11 protein-coding genes and 6 pseudogenes are annotated in these 17,826 nt (G+C 59.6%); 13 read left to right on the plus strand and 4 right to left on the minus strand.

Annotated elements, in window-relative coordinates; all coding sequences use genetic code 11:
• Positions 1–96: 96 nt before the first annotated feature.
• Positions 97–570: a tol-pal system-associated acyl-CoA thioesterase gene (ybgC, locus tag P6U16_RS16270; RefSeq protein WP_277701402.1), complete on the plus strand. Its 474-nt coding sequence runs from the start codon at positions 97–99 to the stop codon at positions 568–570.
• Here ybgC and ligD read toward each other — a convergent pair.
• From ligD to P6U16_RS16290, 4 genes and pseudogenes are all read right to left on the minus strand, one after another.
• Positions 544–3,142 (minus strand): annotated as a pseudogene (gene ligD / locus P6U16_RS16275) (DNA ligase D). The gene ybgC and the pseudogene ligD overlap by 27 nt on opposite strands.
• Positions 3,143–3,161: 19 nt before the next feature.
• A pseudogene (locus P6U16_RS16280) lies at positions 3,162–4,019 on the minus strand (Ku protein); the annotation flags it as partial.
• Positions 4,020–4,042: 23 nt separating this feature from the next.
• On the minus strand, positions 4,043–4,309 hold the full coding sequence (locus tag P6U16_RS16285) for a hypothetical protein (RefSeq protein WP_277701403.1): 267 nt from the start codon (positions 4,307–4,309) through the stop codon (positions 4,043–4,045).
• 113 nt (positions 4,310–4,422) lie between these two features.
• Positions 4,423–4,671, minus strand: coding sequence for a hypothetical protein (locus P6U16_RS16290; protein WP_277701404.1), 249 nt, complete (start codon positions 4,669–4,671; stop codon positions 4,423–4,425).
• Between the two features lie 360 nt (positions 4,672–5,031).
• Between P6U16_RS16290 and tolQ the strand changes: the two genes are divergently transcribed.
• From tolQ to P6U16_RS16350, 12 genes and pseudogenes are all read left to right on the plus strand, one after another.
• The gene (gene tolQ / locus P6U16_RS16295; protein ID WP_277701405.1) at positions 5,032–5,748 is read left to right on the plus strand and encodes a protein TolQ; all 717 of its coding nucleotides are present in this window, start codon (positions 5,032–5,034) and stop codon (positions 5,746–5,748) included.
• Positions 5,749–5,781: 33 nt separating this feature from the next.
• Positions 5,782–6,237 carry a protein TolR gene (tolR, locus tag P6U16_RS16300; protein ID WP_277701406.1) on the plus strand — a complete coding sequence of 152 codons (456 nt, stop codon included), beginning with the start codon at positions 5,782–5,784 and terminating at the stop codon, positions 6,235–6,237.
• 10 nt (positions 6,238–6,247) lie between these two features.
• Positions 6,248–7,323 (plus strand): annotated as a pseudogene (locus P6U16_RS16305) (hypothetical protein).
• 32 nt (positions 7,324–7,355) lie between these two features.
• Positions 7,356–8,659 (plus strand): annotated as a pseudogene (gene tolB / locus P6U16_RS16310) (Tol-Pal system beta propeller repeat protein TolB).
• A 198-nt stretch (positions 8,660–8,857) separates the two neighbouring features.
• The gene (gene pal, locus P6U16_RS16315) at positions 8,858–9,388 is read left to right on the plus strand and encodes a peptidoglycan-associated lipoprotein Pal (RefSeq protein ID WP_277701407.1); all 531 of its coding nucleotides are present in this window, start codon (positions 8,858–8,860) and stop codon (positions 9,386–9,388) included.
• Positions 9,389–9,574: 186 nt separating this feature from the next.
• Positions 9,575–10,563, plus strand: a pseudogene (gene ybgF, locus P6U16_RS16320) (tol-pal system protein YbgF).
• Positions 10,553–11,137: a tRNA lysidine(34) synthetase TilS gene (tilS, locus tag P6U16_RS16325; RefSeq protein ID WP_277701408.1), complete on the plus strand. Its 585-nt coding sequence runs from the start codon at positions 10,553–10,555 to the stop codon at positions 11,135–11,137. The pseudogene ybgF and the gene tilS overlap by 11 nt, the downstream one beginning before the upstream one ends.
• Entirely contained in the window at positions 11,112–11,915 is an 804-nt protein-coding gene (locus P6U16_RS16330; protein WP_277701409.1) for a hypothetical protein, read from the plus strand. Before tilS ends, P6U16_RS16330 begins: the two co-directional genes overlap by 26 nt.
• A gap of 117 nt (positions 11,916–12,032) precedes the next feature.
• The gene (gene ftsH / locus P6U16_RS16335; protein WP_277701410.1) at positions 12,033–13,976 is read left to right on the plus strand and encodes an ATP-dependent zinc metalloprotease FtsH; all 1,944 of its coding nucleotides are present in this window, start codon (positions 12,033–12,035) and stop codon (positions 13,974–13,976) included.
• A 255-nt stretch (positions 13,977–14,231) separates the two neighbouring features.
• The gene (glmM, locus tag P6U16_RS16340) at positions 14,232–15,584 is read left to right on the plus strand and encodes a phosphoglucosamine mutase (RefSeq protein WP_277701411.1); all 1,353 of its coding nucleotides are present in this window, start codon (positions 14,232–14,234) and stop codon (positions 15,582–15,584) included.
• Between the two features lie 242 nt (positions 15,585–15,826).
• Complete coding sequence (locus P6U16_RS16345) at positions 15,827–16,660, plus strand: outer membrane protein (protein WP_277701412.1); 834 nt, start codon at positions 15,827–15,829, stop codon at positions 16,658–16,660.
• Between the two features lie 305 nt (positions 16,661–16,965).
• Positions 16,966–17,738, plus strand: a pseudogene (locus tag P6U16_RS16350) (outer membrane beta-barrel protein).
• Positions 17,739–17,826 lie beyond the last annotated feature (88 nt).

A 17,826-nucleotide genomic window follows, 5' to 3' on the forward strand; every position in this document is an offset into this window, starting at 1 on the left:
TGGGAAGTTGATAAGGCCGGAATGTGACAGGACGACGATGCTTGCCAAACGGCTTTGGTTCCGCCACAGGAAAAAGAAAACGCATAGAGGACCGGCATGACATTGATTGCGCTTTCCGGCGAACTCACCGATACGGGGCATCGGCTGATCCAGCGTGTCTATTACGAGGACACGGATTTTTCCGGTGTAGTCTATCACGCCCGTTATCTGCATTTCATGGAGCGCGCCCGCACGGACTATCTGCGGCTTCTCGGCGTGGAGCAGGCGACGCTGGCGATCGAGGGTGATTCGGAAGGGCTGGTGTTCGTCGTTCATCGCATGGAGATCGATTTTAAGGGCCCGGCGCGCATGGATGATGTGCTGACCATTACCACTGCGACAGAAAAGGCCGGCGGCGCGAAGATGGTGCTCAATCAGGAAGTACGGCGGGAGGGTACGCTTCTCATCGCCGCCAAGGTCATCATCGCCGTCATCAATGGAAGCGGCCGCCCTAGGCGCCTGCCGGAAGCGCTGGGCAGAAAATTTCTCGGTAAAGGCTCAGGCTCAGGCATCGGCGCCAACCGCCTTTAGCATTTTCTTCGTCAGCCCCTGTTTCCAGTCACCGGCTTTTTCCCACGGGTCGTCTCTCTCCAGCCGATCGAGAATGTCTGGAATGTGAAACCCGTTTGCCCTGTCGATAGCGCCGAGTTCTTCCCAGGTAACCGGCGTTGCCACAGGCCCGCCGGCCCGCGCCCGGACAGAGTAGGGCGCGATCGCCGTCGAGCCGCGCTCGTTGCGCAGCCAGTCGATGAAGATCCTACCCTTGCGTTTGGCCTTGGACATGGTGGCGATGTAATTCTCCGGGTCCTCGTCGGCGATCGTTACGGCAAGACCCTTGGCGAAAACCTTGGCATCCTCCCATGCGGCGCGGCGTGACAGGGGCACGATCACATGGACGCCCTTGCCGCCAGATACCATCGCAACCGATTTCAGCCCAAGCGACGCCAACCGATCACGGACGGCGATAGCGGCTGTTTTCACGGTCTCGAACGTGACGCTCGGGTCCGGATCCAGATCGAAGACCAGCCGGTCAGCCGCCTCCAGCCTGTCGACGGTCGAACCCCAGACGTGGAACTCGATCGTTCCCATCTGGACCGCCGCCACGAGGCCTTTGGCATCATTGATGTAAAGATAGTTTGCAGTATCGCCGTCGGATTCCTCGATCGGCACCTGCGGGATTTCGTCGGGAAAGCCGTCGCCTGCATGTTTCTGGTAGAAACATTGATGATCCGGCCCCTGCGGGCAGCGCAGGATCGAGGTCGGATGTTTTGCGGCAAAGGGCAACATGCGGCTGGCAACAACGCCGTAGTAGCGGGCCAGATCAATCTTGGTGATATCAGGATCGGAAAACAGCTGGCGATCTGCATGGGTTACGCGCAGACCAAGCACTTCGCCCTCGGTTTCTGCCTCGCGGCGAGGGGTCTTCTTTTTGACCGCAGGTTTTTTCGGCTCCTCCGGCTTTGGCGCAACGGGCGTCTTCTTGCTGGTTTCCGGTTTCACCGCCGAAGCCTCCTTGTCTTCTCGCAGACCTTCAAAAGCGCCATGGCGGATATGGCCGTCATCGGTGAATTCCGCAAAATCCACCTCGGCTACCAGCGTTGGGGCCAGCCATATCGCATTCCGGGCAATGACTGCCGGAACCATAGCAAAAGGTGAGGTCTTGCGCTTCAGTTTTGCAAATCTGCCGGCCAGGTCGACCATGGTGTCTTCGTCGAAGCCGGTGCCGACGCGGCCCTGATAGACGAACTTATCATCTTCGAAAGCGCCGACCAGCAGGGAGGCGAAGGGACGCCCCCGCTTGTCCGAGGGGGAATATCCACCGATCACGAATTCCTGTCTACGGGTGCATTTCACCTTCAGCCAGTTGGTGTTTCTTCCTCCCGATAGGGCGCGTCCGCCTGCTTGGCGATGATGCCTTCCTGGCCGGCCTTGCACATGGCCTGGAAAACCTTTTCGGCACTGCCGCGGACATGCTCGCTATAACGGATAGTCTGATTGACCGGCAGGGTTTCCACAAGCGTCTTCAGCGCCTCCTTGCGCTCAGTCAACGGCTTGCGGCGTATATCCTTGCCGTCGAGATGCAGGAGATCGAAGGCATAGAAGCGGGTTTCTCCGCCCGTCTTCAGCGCCTTTTGCAAGGCAGAGAATTTCGATCCCTCCTCCGAAGCCGCAACTGCCTCCCCATCGATCAAGGCGCTGTCGCATCCCAGATCGGCAAAGACCTCGCAGATGTCGGGGAATTTCTCCGTCCAGTCGAGGCCCGTACGGGTGAAACAGGTGACGCCGCCCTTGCCGATGGAAATTTGCAGCCGGTAGCCGTCAAATTTTGCTTCGGCCAGCCATGTATCGCCTTCCGGAGCATCGGACACCAGCGTCGCCAGTTGCGGTTTGACGAAGTCTGGGGCTTTTCCGGCGTGTTTCACGGCCTTTTGCGGCAAGGGCTTTTCGTCGGCAATTGCGCCGGCCTTGACGTTTTCGGCGGCGGTTTTGCTTGATTCCCAAACATGGGCTTGTCGCTCGCCCTTTCCGGCAGCAATGTCCTCCATCGCGCGTCCGGTTTTCACGCTGGTGATATTCTTGGAAATCAGGCTTTCACCGTCCTCATCGGCCGCTTCGTCGTCTTCCTTGATCAGCAGCCAGTTCTCGCGCTTTTCGCCGTTGCGCGGTTTCATCCGCACCAGCGTCCAGTCGCCGGCCATGCGGCTGCCATGCAGCGTGAATTTTAGTTTGCCTTCGCGTAACCCTTCCTGAGGATCGTTGAGCGGTTCCCACCAGCCGGTGTCCCAGAGCATGACGGTGCCGCCGCCATATTGTTTCTTCGGGATCGTGCCTTCGAAATCGCCATAGGCGAGGGGTGGTCTTCGGTGCGCACCGCTAGCCGCTTGTCATCCGGGTTGACGCTTGGCCCGCGGGTGACGGCCCAACTCAGCAGAACGCCTTTCCACTCCAGGCGAAAGTCGTAGTGGAGCCTGGTTGCGTCGTGCTTCTGGACGAGGAAAATCTTGCCGTCCTTGCTCTTGCGCGCTGAGCCCTTCGGCTCGGACGTCCGTGTGAAATCGCGCTTGCGGTTGTATTCGGAAAGAGGATTCTGCGCCGTCGCCATACTTCACCTCACGCGGTTTTTTCTTTCGGGCCGTGGATGCAGATTTCTTCGGGGCGGGTGCCTTGGCGGAAGCGCCCTTGCCGCTGCTGCCTTCCAGGCTCTTTTTCAGCGCCGACATCAGGTCGATGACATTGTCCTTGCCCTTATCGGCGTCGTCCTCGTCCTCCTCGACCGCAACCTTGGTCTTTTTCCCCTTCAGCTTCTTCTGAACGAGATCCTTGAGCGCGGCCGAATAGTTGTCCTTGAAACTGGTTGCGTCGAACGGGGCCGTCTTGCGCTCGATTAGCGCGGTCGCTACCTCCAGCAGGTCCTTTTCGGACGTGCAGCCTGACAGGCCCGAAAACATTGGATCGGCCTTGCGCAGCTCGTCGGCGTAATGCAGCGTTTCGAGCAGCAGCCCGTCGCCGCAGGGCTTGATCGCAGCGATATATTCGCGACCGCGAAGAGTCAGCTGACCCAGACCAATCTTGCCCGCCTTGCGAAGAGCGTCGCGCACTACGCGGTAGGCGTCTTCGGCGAGGTCATCCGCGGGCACGAGATAATAGGGTTTGTCATAGTAGATCGGCGATATCTCGGACGAATCGACGAACTGCACAAGTTCGAGGGTTTTCTTAGTCTCCAGCTTCACAGCGTCGATTTCGTCTGGATCGAGCAGGACATACTTGCCGTCCTCGTATTCATAGCCCTTGACGATGTCGTCGGTATCGACGGGTCCGATGCCGGTCACGACCTTGTCGTAATGAACGGGCTTGCCCGAGGGTTCGTGGATCTGGCGAAAAGAAAAGCGGGCGCCCGTCTTGGTGGCGCTGAAAAGCTCAACGGGAATAGAGACCAGCGAGAGCCGGAGCTGACCTTTCCAGAGTGCACGCGATACCATCAGCTATCCCCTGTCATCACCGGCTAGTGTTTGAGCGTTTTCGCATATCTGTCGCCAGCCAACAGGCGCTCGAGCGCCGCCACGTCGTCGTCGGTGATGACGGGAACAGGGTCGGATACCATGGCCTGGAGCACCTCGGTGGAAAGAGCCCCGTTTCCAATCGCCCATTCCATTGCGTCGCGCGTCTCCCGCTCGGCTTTCAATTGCGCATAAAGCGCCAGGATCAGTCGATCGCGGTGGTCCATCGGCTTTTCGGCTTTCGGGGCGTTTTTTCGTGTGATTGTGCTCATGTGCCGGTAACGTAGTCGGTGGGGTAAAGTTCCGCCAACTTCCGCCAGACAAGCCGAAACCCGGTCGCAGGGGCGACCGGGCTCTGGGGAGGTCAGTTCGTTGTTGTATGGGCTCAGTAGCCGTAGCCGTAGTTGATGACGACCTTGGCCTTGTAGTGCTTCTTGTAGCCGTAAGGCTTGTAGCTGTGGCTCTTGTAGCCGTACTGCTTGTGGCCATAGCTCTTCTTGTAGCCGTAGGACTTGTGGCCGTAGCTCTTGGAGTAACCGTAGCTCTTGTAGCCATAACCACCGGCCTGCGAGGGAGCGGCGATAGAGACGGCGGCGACTGCGGCGACGATGGCGGAGATGATGAACTTGCGCATGGTGTAAATCCTTTGATCCGGGTTGCGGATGAGTTCGTCTCATCCAGTGACCCGACAATGCCATGGCGTTCAGGATCGTGCTGTTTCGCATGGAACAGGCCTCGGATACTCCCGATGCTGCGCTTGCTAACACTCTCTTAACCATAATGATGTCTTAATGAACGTATTAGGGTTTTGTGCGCTGCACGTCATCCTTTGACCAAGATTGGCCGCAAGAAGGCAGGCAGGACGCTTTAAGACACGCCAGTGCGCGGTCTGCGGCAGCTGCCGGGTAATCTTGTAACAGTGACGTTTAAGCCACCTGGCGAAGAGCATGACTTAAGCTCTTGCCGGGCGTTTGGATTCGGGGACTTAGGAACGATGGAACAGGTTGGATTGGCAGCAACGAGCGATGTTTCGCTCTGGTCGCTTTTCATGCAGGCGGGCTTCGTTGTGAAGCTGGTCATGCTCGGACTGATTGGGGCTTCGGTGTGGACCTGGGCGATCGTCGTCGACAAGACGCTGAAGTTCGGCAAGGTTCGCCGCCAGCTCGACGCCTTCGAACAGGTGTTCTGGTCGGGGCAGTCGCTCGAGGAGCTCTATCGGACGCTCTCCGATCGCACGACCTCAGGCATGGGTGCGATTTTCGTATCGGCCATGCGCGAATGGAAGAAGAGCTTCGAGCGCGGTGCCCGCTCGCCGATCGGCCTGCAGATGCGCATCGACCGCGCCATGGATGTGACGCTGTCGCGCGAAGCAGAGACGCTGGAAGCACGCCTCGGATCGTTGGCCACCATCGGTTCGGCGGGTCCTTTCGTCGGCCTGTTCGGTACGGTCGTCGGTATCATGACCTCTTTCCAGGCGATCGCCGGTTCGAAACAGACCAGTCTCGCGGTTGTTGCGCCGGGTATCGCCGAAGCGCTGCTGGCGACGGCAATCGGCCTGCTCGCCGCTATTCCGGCGGTTATCGCCTATAACAAGTTCTCCGCCGATGCGGGCAAGCTGACGGCTCGCATGGAAGGTTTCGCCGATGAGTTCTCGGCCATTCTTTCGCGCCAGATCGATGAGAAGCTGCAGCCGCGGCAAGCTGCACAGTAAGCACGGATCGCCAGCGAATACGGAGTAAGTACCATGGGTATGGCAATGGGCGGATCGAAGGGCTCGGGCGGCGGACGTCGCCGGCGGGGTCGCGGCGGCAAGGCCATCATGAGCGAGATCAACGTGACGCCGTTCGTCGATGTCATGTTGGTTCTCCTGATCATCTTCATGGTGGCCGCCCCGATGATGACGGTCGGCGTTCCGATCGACCTGCCGGAAACCCAGGCCAAGGCGCTGAATTCCGAAACGCAGCCAATCACGCTCTCCGTCAAGACCAATGGCGAAGTCTTCCTGCAGGAAACCCCGATCCCGCTTGAAGAGATCGTTGCCAAGCTCGAAGCGATTGCCACCACTGGCTACAGCGAGCGCATCTTCGTGCGCGGCGATGCGACGGCGCCCTATGGCGTGATCGCCGACGTGATGACGCGCATCCAGAATTCGGGCTTCAAGAATATCGGCCTCGTTACGCAGCCGAAGAAGGACCAGTAGAGCGCGCGCGATGAAGACCAGTCTCGTCACATCTGCGGTTCTGCATGCGCTGGTTCTCACCTGGGCGCTGGTGTCGCTCGGCAGTCCGGAAGCTTTCGAAGTTATGGACAGCGAGGCGCTGCCTGTCGAGATGGTGCCTGTCGAGGAACTGACGCAGACACAGCAGGGCGTGAAGGAAGCGCCGAAGGCGGAGAAGTCGTCGCCAACGCCGACCAAGCGTCCCGACAAGGTCGAGAATGCCGAAAATGCCGGTGACAACGACGTCGATCTGAAGACGCCGCCGGTCCCGGATGCGAAGCCTGCCAACACGGAATCGGCCGCCGCTCCGGAAAAGACCGAAAAGGCCTTGCCGACGCCTGATCCCGTGAAAGAAGAGATAGAGGAACAGACCGAGGAAAAGCCGGCATCCGAGCCAGCGACCGAAGTCGCGGCTTTGCCAACGCCCAAGGAAGAGGTCAAGCCGGAGTCGCAGCCCGAGGAGACGCCCGCGGAAGAGCAGCCGGCCGAGAACCCGGAAGCCGAAGCGCTTCCCGACAAGATCCCGACGCCGATGGCCAAGCCCAAGGTTGAGCCGCAGGCCCAGACTGCAAAGACGCCGGACCGCAAGAAAGAGGAAGCCAAGAAGGAAACGAAGAAGGCCACGTCCGCCAATGAAAGCGATTTCAATGCTGACGAGGTGGCCGCTCTTCTGAACAAAACCGATCCTTCCGGCGGCGGTGCAAAACGTTCGACAGAAACAGCGTCGCTCGGCACGAAGAAGACGACGACCGGCAATACGCTCTCCCAAAGCGAGATGGACGCGCTGCGCGGCCAGATTCAGAACAACTGGTCCGTTCTTGCGGGTATCGCCGACGCAGGCGAGGTTCGGGTTCGTATCGCCATGCAACTCGATCGCGACGGCAATATCATCGGCGATCTGGATGTTGAAGCGACCGGGGGATCCGAGGCTGCACGCAGGACGATTGCCGGTGGCGCGCGCCGTGCCGTGTTGAAATCCGTCCCCTTCAAGGGCTTGCCCCTGAAAAATACGACTCGTGGAGCGAAGTGGTTGTGAACTTCGATCCGAGTTCGATGATGATCCAATAGTCAATAATGAATGGCTGAAAGGCTTCGATGATATGCTGAGACGCACCTTTTTCCGTATTCTCGTCACGCTTGCGGCGGTTGTCACCTTGTCGACACCGCCCGCATTTGCGCTTGTCGAACTGAATCTTAACAAGGGCAACGTCGAGCCGATGCCCATTGCCGTCACCGACTTCCTGCAAGGGAGCTCGGCCAGAAGATTTCCGACGTCGTGGCCGCCGACCTGAAACGATCAGGCCTCTTTGCGCCGATCGACAAGGGCGCCTTCATCGAGAAGATCAGCAATCCAGACGCGGCTCCCCGCTTCGAGGACTGGAAGATCATCAATGCTCAGGCGCTTGTCACCGGCCGCGTGACGCAGGAGGCCGACGGGCGTCTCAAGGCGGAGTTTCGCCTTTGGGACTCGTTTGCCGGGCAGCAGTTGACCGGCCAGCAGTTCTTTACCCAACCGGAAAACTGGCGTCGCGTCGCTCATATCATTGCCGACGCGATCTATGAGCAGATCACCGGCGAAAAGGGCTATTTCGATACGCGGATCGTCTATGTCGCCGAAAGTGGCCCGAAGACAGCCCGCAAGCGTCAACTGGCGATCATGGACCAGGACGGAGCCAATGCCCGTGCCGTCACCAACAACAACGATCTCGTGCTGACGCCGCGGTTTTCGCCGAACAAGCAGGAAATCACCTATATGTCGTTCGAGGGCAACCAGCCGCGCGTCTATCTGCTGCAACTGGAAACCGGGCAACGCGAAGTCGTGGGCAATTTCCCGGGCATGACCTTTGCACCGCGCTTTTCGCCGGACGGCCAGCGGGTCATCATGAGCCTGCAGCAGGAAGGCAATGCCAACATCTACACGATGGACCTGCGCTCGCGCACAACGACCCGCCTGACGAATACAGCCGCGATCGATACGTCGCCCTCCTATTCGCCTGATGGTAGCCAGGTGGTGTTCGAAAGCGACCGCGGCGGCAAGCAGCAGCTCTACGTGATGAGCGCCAATGGTGGCGGCCAGAACCGCATCTCCTTCGGCGACGGCTCCTATTCGACGCCGGTCTGGTCACCGCGCGGCGATCTGATCGCCTTTACCAAACAATCTGGCGGCAAGTTCTCGATTGGTGTGATGAAGCCTGACGGTTCGGGCGAGCGCATCCTCACGACGGGCTTCCACAATGAAGGCCCGACATGGGCACCGAATGGCCGCGTGCTGATGTTCTTCCGTCAGAATGCCGGTGCCGGTGGTCCGCAGCTCTATTCCATCGATCTGACCGGTTACAACGAACAGCTTGTTTCGACGCAGGGCTTCGCGTCCGACCCGGCCTGGTCGCCGCTCCTGGAATAGCTCTTGTGCATTGCGGCGGGAATTGTGGCAGTGCTGCCGCGTTCTCGCCGCAAAGTGCTGATTAGCAAGCCTTCAAGTATAGAATTGTCAATCTGTTAACCATACCTGTTGAAATCGGATTAACCGCTTCCGGTTACAGTCTGGCAACCCTGAATACAAACAGTCCAGATTTTTACTGACAGCCAAGGAGACCGGCCCATGAGCCGCATTCACACCCCGGCCGCAAGCCGCATGAATACCATCGCTCGCAATCCGGTGATGATTGCCTTGTTCATGACGCTCGCCATCGCCGGCTGCGCATCGAAGAAGAACCTGCCGAACAACGCCAACGACCTTGGCCTCGGCGCCAATGCCGCGACCCCGGGTTCGCAGCAGGATTTCACGGTCAACGTCGGCGACCGCATCTTCTTCGACACCGATTCGTCGTCGATCCGCGCCGATGCACAGTCTACCCTCGCTCGCCAGGCCCAGTGGCTTGCCAAGTACCCGAACTACCAGATCACGGTCGAAGGCCACGCCGACGAACGCGGTACCCGCGAATACAACCTCGCACTCGGCGCTCGTCGTGCTGCAGCTACCAAGGACTTCCTTGCTTCGCAGGGCGTTCCGGGCAACCGCATGCGCACGATCTCCTTCGGCAAGGAAAAGCCGGTCGCCGTCTGCGACGACATTTCCTGCTGGTCGCAGAACCGCCGCGCCGTCACGGTGCTGGGTGGCGCCGGCATGTAATGCCGGCTCCTATCGAAAAGACACCGGAAATGGCGGCAGTTTTGCCGCCATTTCTTTTTATCCATACTTTGGCCGAACTCCGTTGCTTTTTGACGGCAATTGGAAAAGTGTGCGGCAATCACCGCAAGGCCGCAATCCCAATGGCCGGCGGGTGAGATCATGGGTTTTCGAACAGGATATGACGATATGAAACATCTTGTCGTGGCAGCAATGATTGGCCTTTCCGCCGTGGCGGGTCTGGGTCAGCCGGCGATGGCCATGCCGCTTTCAGCGCTTTTGAACCGCGCCCTCCACGGCGATGCCCAGACCGGGCAGACGCCGCCGCTCTTGAAAGTCCAGGCGACTGAAGCCGGACGTGTCGGGCAGCTCGAAGAACAGATCCGCTCTCTCAACGGGCGTATCGAGGAGATGAGTTTCCAGCTTCTGCAGATGCAGGAGCAGATCCGCAAATTTCAGGAGGACAATGAATTCCGCTTCCAGGATCTGGAAAGCGGAAAACCGGGAGCCACCAAGAAGAGCGGCGCGCTGGAAACACCGAAGACCAACGACCAGGCATCCGCAACCGCTCCGGCAGGCGAGGCCCAGGCAACGGCAACCGATCCCAACGCAGGTTTGGGATCGGACACTGCGGCAGCGACACCACCCTCGACGCTGGGCCAGATCATTTTCGATGAGAACGGCAATCCGGTTGCCGCCAATACGGATACGCAGGCAGGTCTCGACACCACGCTTCCGGGTATCGACAGCGGCATCAATGCAACCCCGGAAACACAACAGCAGACAGCTTCGCTCGATAATCCCGGCGATCTCTATCAGGCCGCCTACGGTCATGTGCTGTCTGGCGACTATGGCGTGGCCGAACAGGAGTTCCGCGACTACCTGGATGTTTTCCCGAACGGCGAAAAGGCAGCCGATGCGAGTTTCTGGATGGGCGAAGCCCAATATTCGCAGGGCAAATTCAACGAATCGGCCAAGACCTTTCTGAATGCCCATCAGGCCTACAGCAAATCGCCGAAGGCCCTGAAATGCTGCTGAAGCTCGGTATGTCGCTCGCAGCGCTCGACAACAAGGACACCGCCTGCGCCACGTTGCGCGAGGTGAACAAGCGTTATCCGAAGGCCTCCAGCGCCGTGAAGGCCAAGGTGACCAGCGAGCAGAGCCGCCTTGCCTGCTAAGGCCAAGTCGACGGGCACTGCTGCGGTTCGAGATGCCGCGCGTCAATTTCTCAACAGATTCAAGAAACCCGGCCTTATCCTCGTTGCCGTTTCCGGTGGCAGCGATTCCAAGGGGCTGCTTATTGCCCTGCACGAAGCCATGGTCGGCATGCCGGGATTTTCGCTGGCCGCCTGCACGGTGGACCACGCCCTTCGTCCCGAATCAGCGGCAGAAGCCAATGCCGTCGCGCAGCTTTGCGCCCGCCTTGGGTTTGTCCACCTGATCCGACGCTGGGATGGGGAGAAACCGCCAACCGGTCTTCAGGCGGCGGCCCGCAATGCGCGCTACAGCCTGTTATCGGCGGCAGCGCAGGAAACGGGCGCTCTGTGCGTCGTCACCGGCCATTCGCGCAACGACCAGATCGAGACGATCGTTATGCGCAGCGTCCGTTCCAGCAGGGACAGCACAGGCTTTTCCGGCATGGCGGATGCCGTGCTTTTCGATCGCATGACATGGATCCTGCGTCCGTTTCTCGATCTCGATCGCGTGGCGATCTCGCGACTATCTTTTGGAGCGCGGAGAGGGCTGGTTTGAGGATCCGAGCAATGACAGCCTTCGTTTTGAGCGGGTCAGGGTGCGCCAGGCGCTGGCTGAAAGCGGCGAGGCTGGCGCGCAGGATGAAGAGGGCGGACCGGCGGAGCGGCTGGCAGTGGCAAAACAGGCGGCGGCATTTCTGGCGGCGCATGCACGGGTGTACGACAGGCTTGTGGCACGGATCGATCCGGTGGGGGCTGATGCCTGCTCCGGTGGTGCGGCCATGAAGGCAATTCTGTCGCTCGCTGCCTGCCTTGGCGGGCGTGCCTATCTTCCCGGTCGCGAGACGACGGATCGCATGCGTCGTTTCATCGATAGCGGGCTCGACGGGCGGCAAACGGCGGGGCGTGTGGTGTTCGACCGCCGCCGCTTTGGTCTTTACTTGTATCGCGAAGCGCGGGACCTGCCTGACCTGCGCCTGGAATCGGGGGAAGACTGCATTTGGGACGGCCGCTTCCACATGCGAAACCGAAGCAAAAGGGTCATGAGCGCCTCCGCAGGGACCATCGATACGCAGACAGTGGCGGGACTCATTGCCGCAGGTGTGCCGCACGGTGTGGCGCGGCGCGCGGTGCGGGCGTCTCCACCGCTTTCCATGGCCGGCACTGAGATTGCCACTGCAACCCCTGTGAACATTGAGGTTTGCCTTTCGCCGTGGGACACCTTTTTGCCGCGTTTCGACATGATACTCGCAAATCAGTGCGCTGCGCTTTTGGGTCGGGAGCCCTACAAGCCCCTGCCGGTTCACCATGTTTTCGCAGAAACTGCCGGCTTTTGAAGGATAAAGATGGCTTGAGCCGCGGTTTGCCTTGGCAAGGCGATCCGGCAACCCTATGTTAAGCGCAAGAAAGCAGCTTCAAATCATTGCAGGCTGCGAGAGGTTCCGGGGAGTTCGATGAACCCTAATTTTCGTAATTTTGCCCTTTGGGCAATCATAGCGCTTCTTTTGATCGCATTGTTCAGCATGTTCCAGCAACCGGCCGAGCGCACGGGCTCGCGCGAAATTCCATTCTCGCAGTTCATGAAGGACGTGGATGGCGGCCGGGTCAAGGAAGTCGTGATCACCGGCAACAAGGTGATCGGCTCCTATGGCGAGAGCGGCGCGACCTTCCAGACCTATGCTCCGGCGGTGGATACAGCGCTGACCGAGCGTATGGAAGCCAAGAACGTGACCGTCACGGTTCGCCCCGAAACCGATGGTTCTTCCGGCTTCCTCAGCTATGTCGGCACTTTGTTGCCCATGCTTTTGATCCTTGGTGTCTGGTTGTTCTTCATGCGTCAGATGCAGGGCGGCTCGCGTGGCGCCATGGGCTTTGGCAAGTCCAAGGCCAAGCTTTTGACTGAAGCGCACGGTCGCGTCACGTTTGACGACGTCGCTGGTGTCGATGAAGCCAAGCAGGATCTTGAGGAAATCGTCGAGTTCCTGCGTGATCCGCAGAAATTCCAGCGTCTCGGCGGCCGCATTCCACGTGGCGTGCTTCTGGTTGGTCCTCCCGGTACCGGTAAGACGCTTTTGGCCCGTTCCGTGGCCGGTGAAGCCAATGTTCCGTTCTTTACCATTTCGGGTTCGGACTTCGTCGAAATGTTCGTCGGTGTCGGTGCAAGCCGAGTCCGTGACATGTTCGAGCAGGCCAAGAAGAATGCGCCCTGCATCATCTTCATCGACGAAATCGACGCTGTCGGCCGCCATCGTGGCGCCGGTCTCGGCGGTGGCAATGACGAGCGCGAACAGACGCTCAACCAGTTGCTCGTCGAGATGGACGGCTTCGAGGCCAATGAAGGCATCATCCTGATCGCTGCGACCAACCGTCCTGATGTTCTCGACCCTGCGCTTCTGCGTCCAGGCCGTTTCGACCGCCAGGTCGTCGTTCCGAACCCTGACATCAATGGCCGCGAGCGTATTCTCAAGGTCCACGTGCGAAATGTGCCCTTGGCGCCGAATGTCGACCTCAAGGTTCTTGCCCGCGGCACCCCAGGTTTTTCCGGTGCCGACCTGATGAACCTCGTCAATGAATCTGCCCTGATGGCTGCGCGTCGCAATAAGCGCGTCGTCACCATGCAGGAATTCGAAGACGCCAAGGACAAGATTATGATGGGCGCGGAGCGCCGCTCGTCCGCCATGACCGAGGCCGAGAAGAAGCTGACGGCCTATCACGAAGCTGGCCATGCGATCACGGCGCTCAAGGTGCCGCTCGCCGATCCGTTGCACAAGGCAACGATCATTCCGCGCGGCCGTGCGCTCGGCATGGTCATGCAGCTTCCCGAAGGCGACCGCTATTCGATGAGCTACAAGTGGATGGTGTCGCGCCTGATTATCATGATGGGCGGCCGCGTGGCCGAAGAGATCACTTTCGGCAAGGAAAACATCACGTCCGGCGCATCCTCCGATATCGAGCAGGCGACCAAGTTGGCGCGTGCAATGGTCACGCAGTGGGGCTTCTCCGACGTGCTGGGTCATGTTGCCTATGGTGAAAACCAGCAGGAAGTGTTCCTTGGGCATTCTGTCTCTCAGTCCAAGAACGTATCGGAATCGACTGCGCAGAAGATCGACACGGAGGTTCGCCGCCTGATCGACGAGGCTTATGTGGAAGCGACCCGTATCATTACCGAGATGAACAGCGAATTCGTCGCGATTGCCGAAGGTCTGCTCGAATACGAGACGCTGACAGGCGACGAGATCAAGGCTCTGATCCGCGGCGAAAAGCCGGCGCGCGATCTGGGCGACGATTCGACGCCGCATCGCGGTTCCGCTGTCCCTTCGGCCGGTTCGAAGAAGGACGGTTCGGTTGGCACCAAGGGCGATGAGGCCGAAGGTGGCTTCGAACCCCAGCCGCAATAACGAGCGAACCGTAAGGTATGATGAAAGCCGCCGACCGTAGGGTCAGGCGGCTTTTTCTTTGGCTCGGGTAGAGGTTCGCAGCCACCCGCCCATTTGGTAACCGGATGTAATGATTTCTGATGATAGAACTGGTGCCATTTATTGCAGTTTTATGGCACAGAGAGCGCCAGCATGCCGGATTTCCGTGCCAGATGGCACGATGACAGCGGAGCGCCCAGAGCGCGCGCACGGTGTGATAACAGGAACGGAGCTTACATGAAGCGGAAATATTTCGGTACGGACGGCATCCGCGGGCAGTCGAACATGTTTCCGATGACGCCAGATCTAGCCATGCGCGTCGGCATCGCCGTCGGAACGATCTTTCGCAACGGCGCCCATCGTCACCGGGTGGTGATCGGCAAGGATACCCGGCTTTCGGGCTACATGCTGGAAAATGCCATGGTTGCGGGGTTCACCGCCGCCGGCCTTGATGTCTTCCTGCTCGGCCCGATCCCGACGCCCGGCGTCGCCATGCTGACGCGCTCCTTGCGTGCGGATATCGGCGTGATGATTTCCGCCTCGCACAATCCCTTTGCCGATAACGGCATCAAGCTCTTCGGCCCTGATGGCTATAAACTTTCCGACGAGATGGAGAGCCAAATCGAGGATCTTCTCGACAAGGACATGACGGCGCAACTGGCAAAGTCGCATGAGATCGGCCGTGCCAAGCGCGTCGAGGGTGATATCTATCGTTATATCGAACATGCCAAGCGCACCTTGCCGCGTGACGTGACGCTGCAGGGTCTGCGCATTGCGATCGATTGCGCAAATGGCGCTGCCTACAAAGTGGCTCCGCTGGCGCTTTGGGAACTAGGCGCCGATGTGGTGACAATCGGCAATGAGCCGAACGGCGTCAACATCAATCTCGATTGCGGCTCGACGCATCCGGAAACTTTGGCCCGGAAGGTGCATGAGGTCCGCGCCGACATCGGGATCGCGCTGGATGGCGACGCCGACCGCGTGCTGATCGTCGACGAAAACGGCACGGTGATCGACGGCGATCAGTTGATGGCCGTGATTGCCGATAGCTGGGCGGCGGAAGGCACGCTGAAAGGCGGCGGCATCGTTGCGACCGTCATGTCTAACCTGGGCCTTGAGCGCTACCTGAACGGTCGAGGGCTCGATCTGCACCGCACCAAGGTCGGCGACCGCTATGTCGTCGAGCATATGCGCCAAAATGATTTCAACGTCGGCGGCGAACAGTCCGGTCATATCGTGTTGTCCGATTTCGGCACGACCGGTGACGGCCTCGTTGCTGCGCTGCAGATTCTTGCCTGCGTCAAGCGGCAGGGCCGCACGGTCAGCGAAGTTTGCAACCGTTTCGAGCCTGTGCCGCAGATCCTCAAGAATGTACGTGTCTCCACCGGCAAGCCGTTGGAAGACAATGCGGTTCGAGCAGCCATCGCCGATGCCGAAGCCGAGCTTGCAAAGTCCGGCCGCCTGCTGATCCGTCCGTCCGGCACTGAGCCGCTGATCCGGGTGATGGCGGAAGGTGACGATCGGGCACAGGTGGAGCGGATCGTCAACGATCTCATCGGCGTCATCGGCAACGCACGCAGCGCGGCCTGATCACCGCAATACTTCCCATTTTTGAAAATTGCAGAAGGACCGGTCGGCGCATCGGTCCTTTTTTATGTCTAGTTCGAGCTTTTCTTGGTAAATAGTCCTTAATACTGAAATACATTAACAAGCACGGTAAATTTTTGTAGTTAATCGAGCCTTAACCTTTCTAATCCATGATCCATTGCGAGAAACGGATTTTGGACACCGCAATACGGGTGGCCAAGCAACAATGGTATTGGAGTGTGGCCATGAAGAAGATTTTGAGTGGCGTTGTTGCAGCACTGCTCTGCGGCACATCGGCTTATGCGGCGGACGTCTATGAACCGCCGGTCGAGCAGCCCATCATTGAGCAGCCGGTTGCCGTTGAGGCCGCCAGCGGCTGGTACCTGCGAGGTGACGCCGGCTATTCGTTCACCAAGCTGCGCGGTGCGCATTTCTACCAAGGTTCGAATGCCAACGACCGCGATTTCGACAGCGCCGATCTGGACGATTCCTACACTCTGGGCATCGGTGCCGGCTATCAGGTCAACAACTACCTGCGCGGCGACGTGACGCTCGATTATCTCGGCGAGGCCGATTTCGAAGGCTCGACGAGCGGCGCCTGCGGCGTGGCTGCGGCCTGCACCTCGCGTGACATTTCGTCGATGACCGCCTGGAGCCTGCTCGCCAACGCCTATGTCGACATCGGCACCTATGGTTCGATTACACCTTACGTCGGCGCCGGTATCGGTGGCACGAATGTCAAGTGGGACAAGCTCCGCAACACGAGCTGCGAAACCGGCAATCCGGCAAACTGCGATCCGACCGTCGAACACGGTGGCAAAGACAAGTGGCGCTTTACTTACGCGCTGATGGCCGGCGCGTCGATCGACGTGACCTGCAACGTCAAGGCCGACCTCGGCTATCGCTTCCGCCATGTATTGGGCGGCAACATGTTCGGCTATGAGCAAAACGGCGGCCCGGGTTCCGACAAGGGGCTATATCTGCACGAAGCCCGCGCCGGCATGCGCTACTCTTTCGGCGGATGCGAACAGCCTTACGAGCCGGTCGATTACCCTGCTCCCCAGCCTGTCTATAAGTAACAGCGCTCCCAATTACATCCTGAATTCAAGCCGTCCGGTTCCGCCGGGCGGCTTTTGCGTTGGGCTTGATTGGCGCTCGTTGACAAACGGCAGAACGGGGCGTGCACCTTTAAGGCTTTCTTAACGGAGGACGATTTATGGTTAACGAACTCTGAAACGCGGATTCGAGGCAAGGCCCGACGCGCCGGAGATGCAAAACTTTCCATTGAATAGGCGCACGGACTGCGCGGCGGAAAAGGGTGAAGACCATGAACTGGCGCAACACATTTGTCGGCATCTCCGTCGCACTCGCGTCAGTTGCGCCCATGACTGCGCTTGCGGAAGACATCATCGACGCGCCCGAAGTGACGATCTCGACCGCGGCTGAACAGCAGGGCTTCTATCTGCGCGGCGACATCGGCTACGCGCCGTGGAGCGGGCAGGGCGATCCATCCTACCGCACCTTCGATGCCGGCACCGGCACCTATGGCAGCGTGCCCTTCAATGGCGAGCGATTCGGTGAACCTCTCGCTGCCTCTCTCGGTCTCGGTTACCAGATCAATGACATGTTCCGCGCCGACGTCACCGGGGATTATTTCGATGGTCGCTTCGAAGGCGCTTCGGCGGTGGCGCTACCCTGCGCGGGCGAGGGGCGGGCACGACTTGCTCCATCGGCACGAATGCCGACGTCAAGGCCTATGGCCTGATGGCCAATGCCTATGTCGATCTCGGCACGCTGGCCGGCTTCACGCCCTATCTGGGGGCCGGCCTTGGGGCCACCAACCTGCGCTTCTCGGACGTGTCGCAGACATCCGCCTGCATCGCCGGTCTCGGCGTCTGCTCCGGTGGATCTTCGGCGAGTGCTTCCTATGATGGCTATGACAGCTGGCGCTTCACCTATGCGCTGATGGCCGGCGTCTCCTACGACGTCACCGATCGCCTGAAGCTCGATCTTGGCTATCGTTATTCCCATATCGGCAGCGGTGAGATGTTTGGTTTTGGTGCCGAATCACTGGCCGGTGCCAGCGGCGCAAAAGGTCTCGACGATGGCCTGGGGCGCCACGAATTGCGCGCCGGGTTGCGGCTGTCCATCTGGTAGCGCGCTTGCGCCGCTTGGATCCTTTGTCCGCAGCGCCAAAAATCTTGTCATTCACGACACAACATTCTTGACTTCCTTCCCGCTCCAC

The sequence above is a fragment of the Rhizobium sp. 32-5/1 genome (assembly GCF_029537235.1).
Classification (GTDB): domain Bacteria; phylum Pseudomonadota; class Alphaproteobacteria; order Rhizobiales; family Rhizobiaceae; genus Pararhizobium.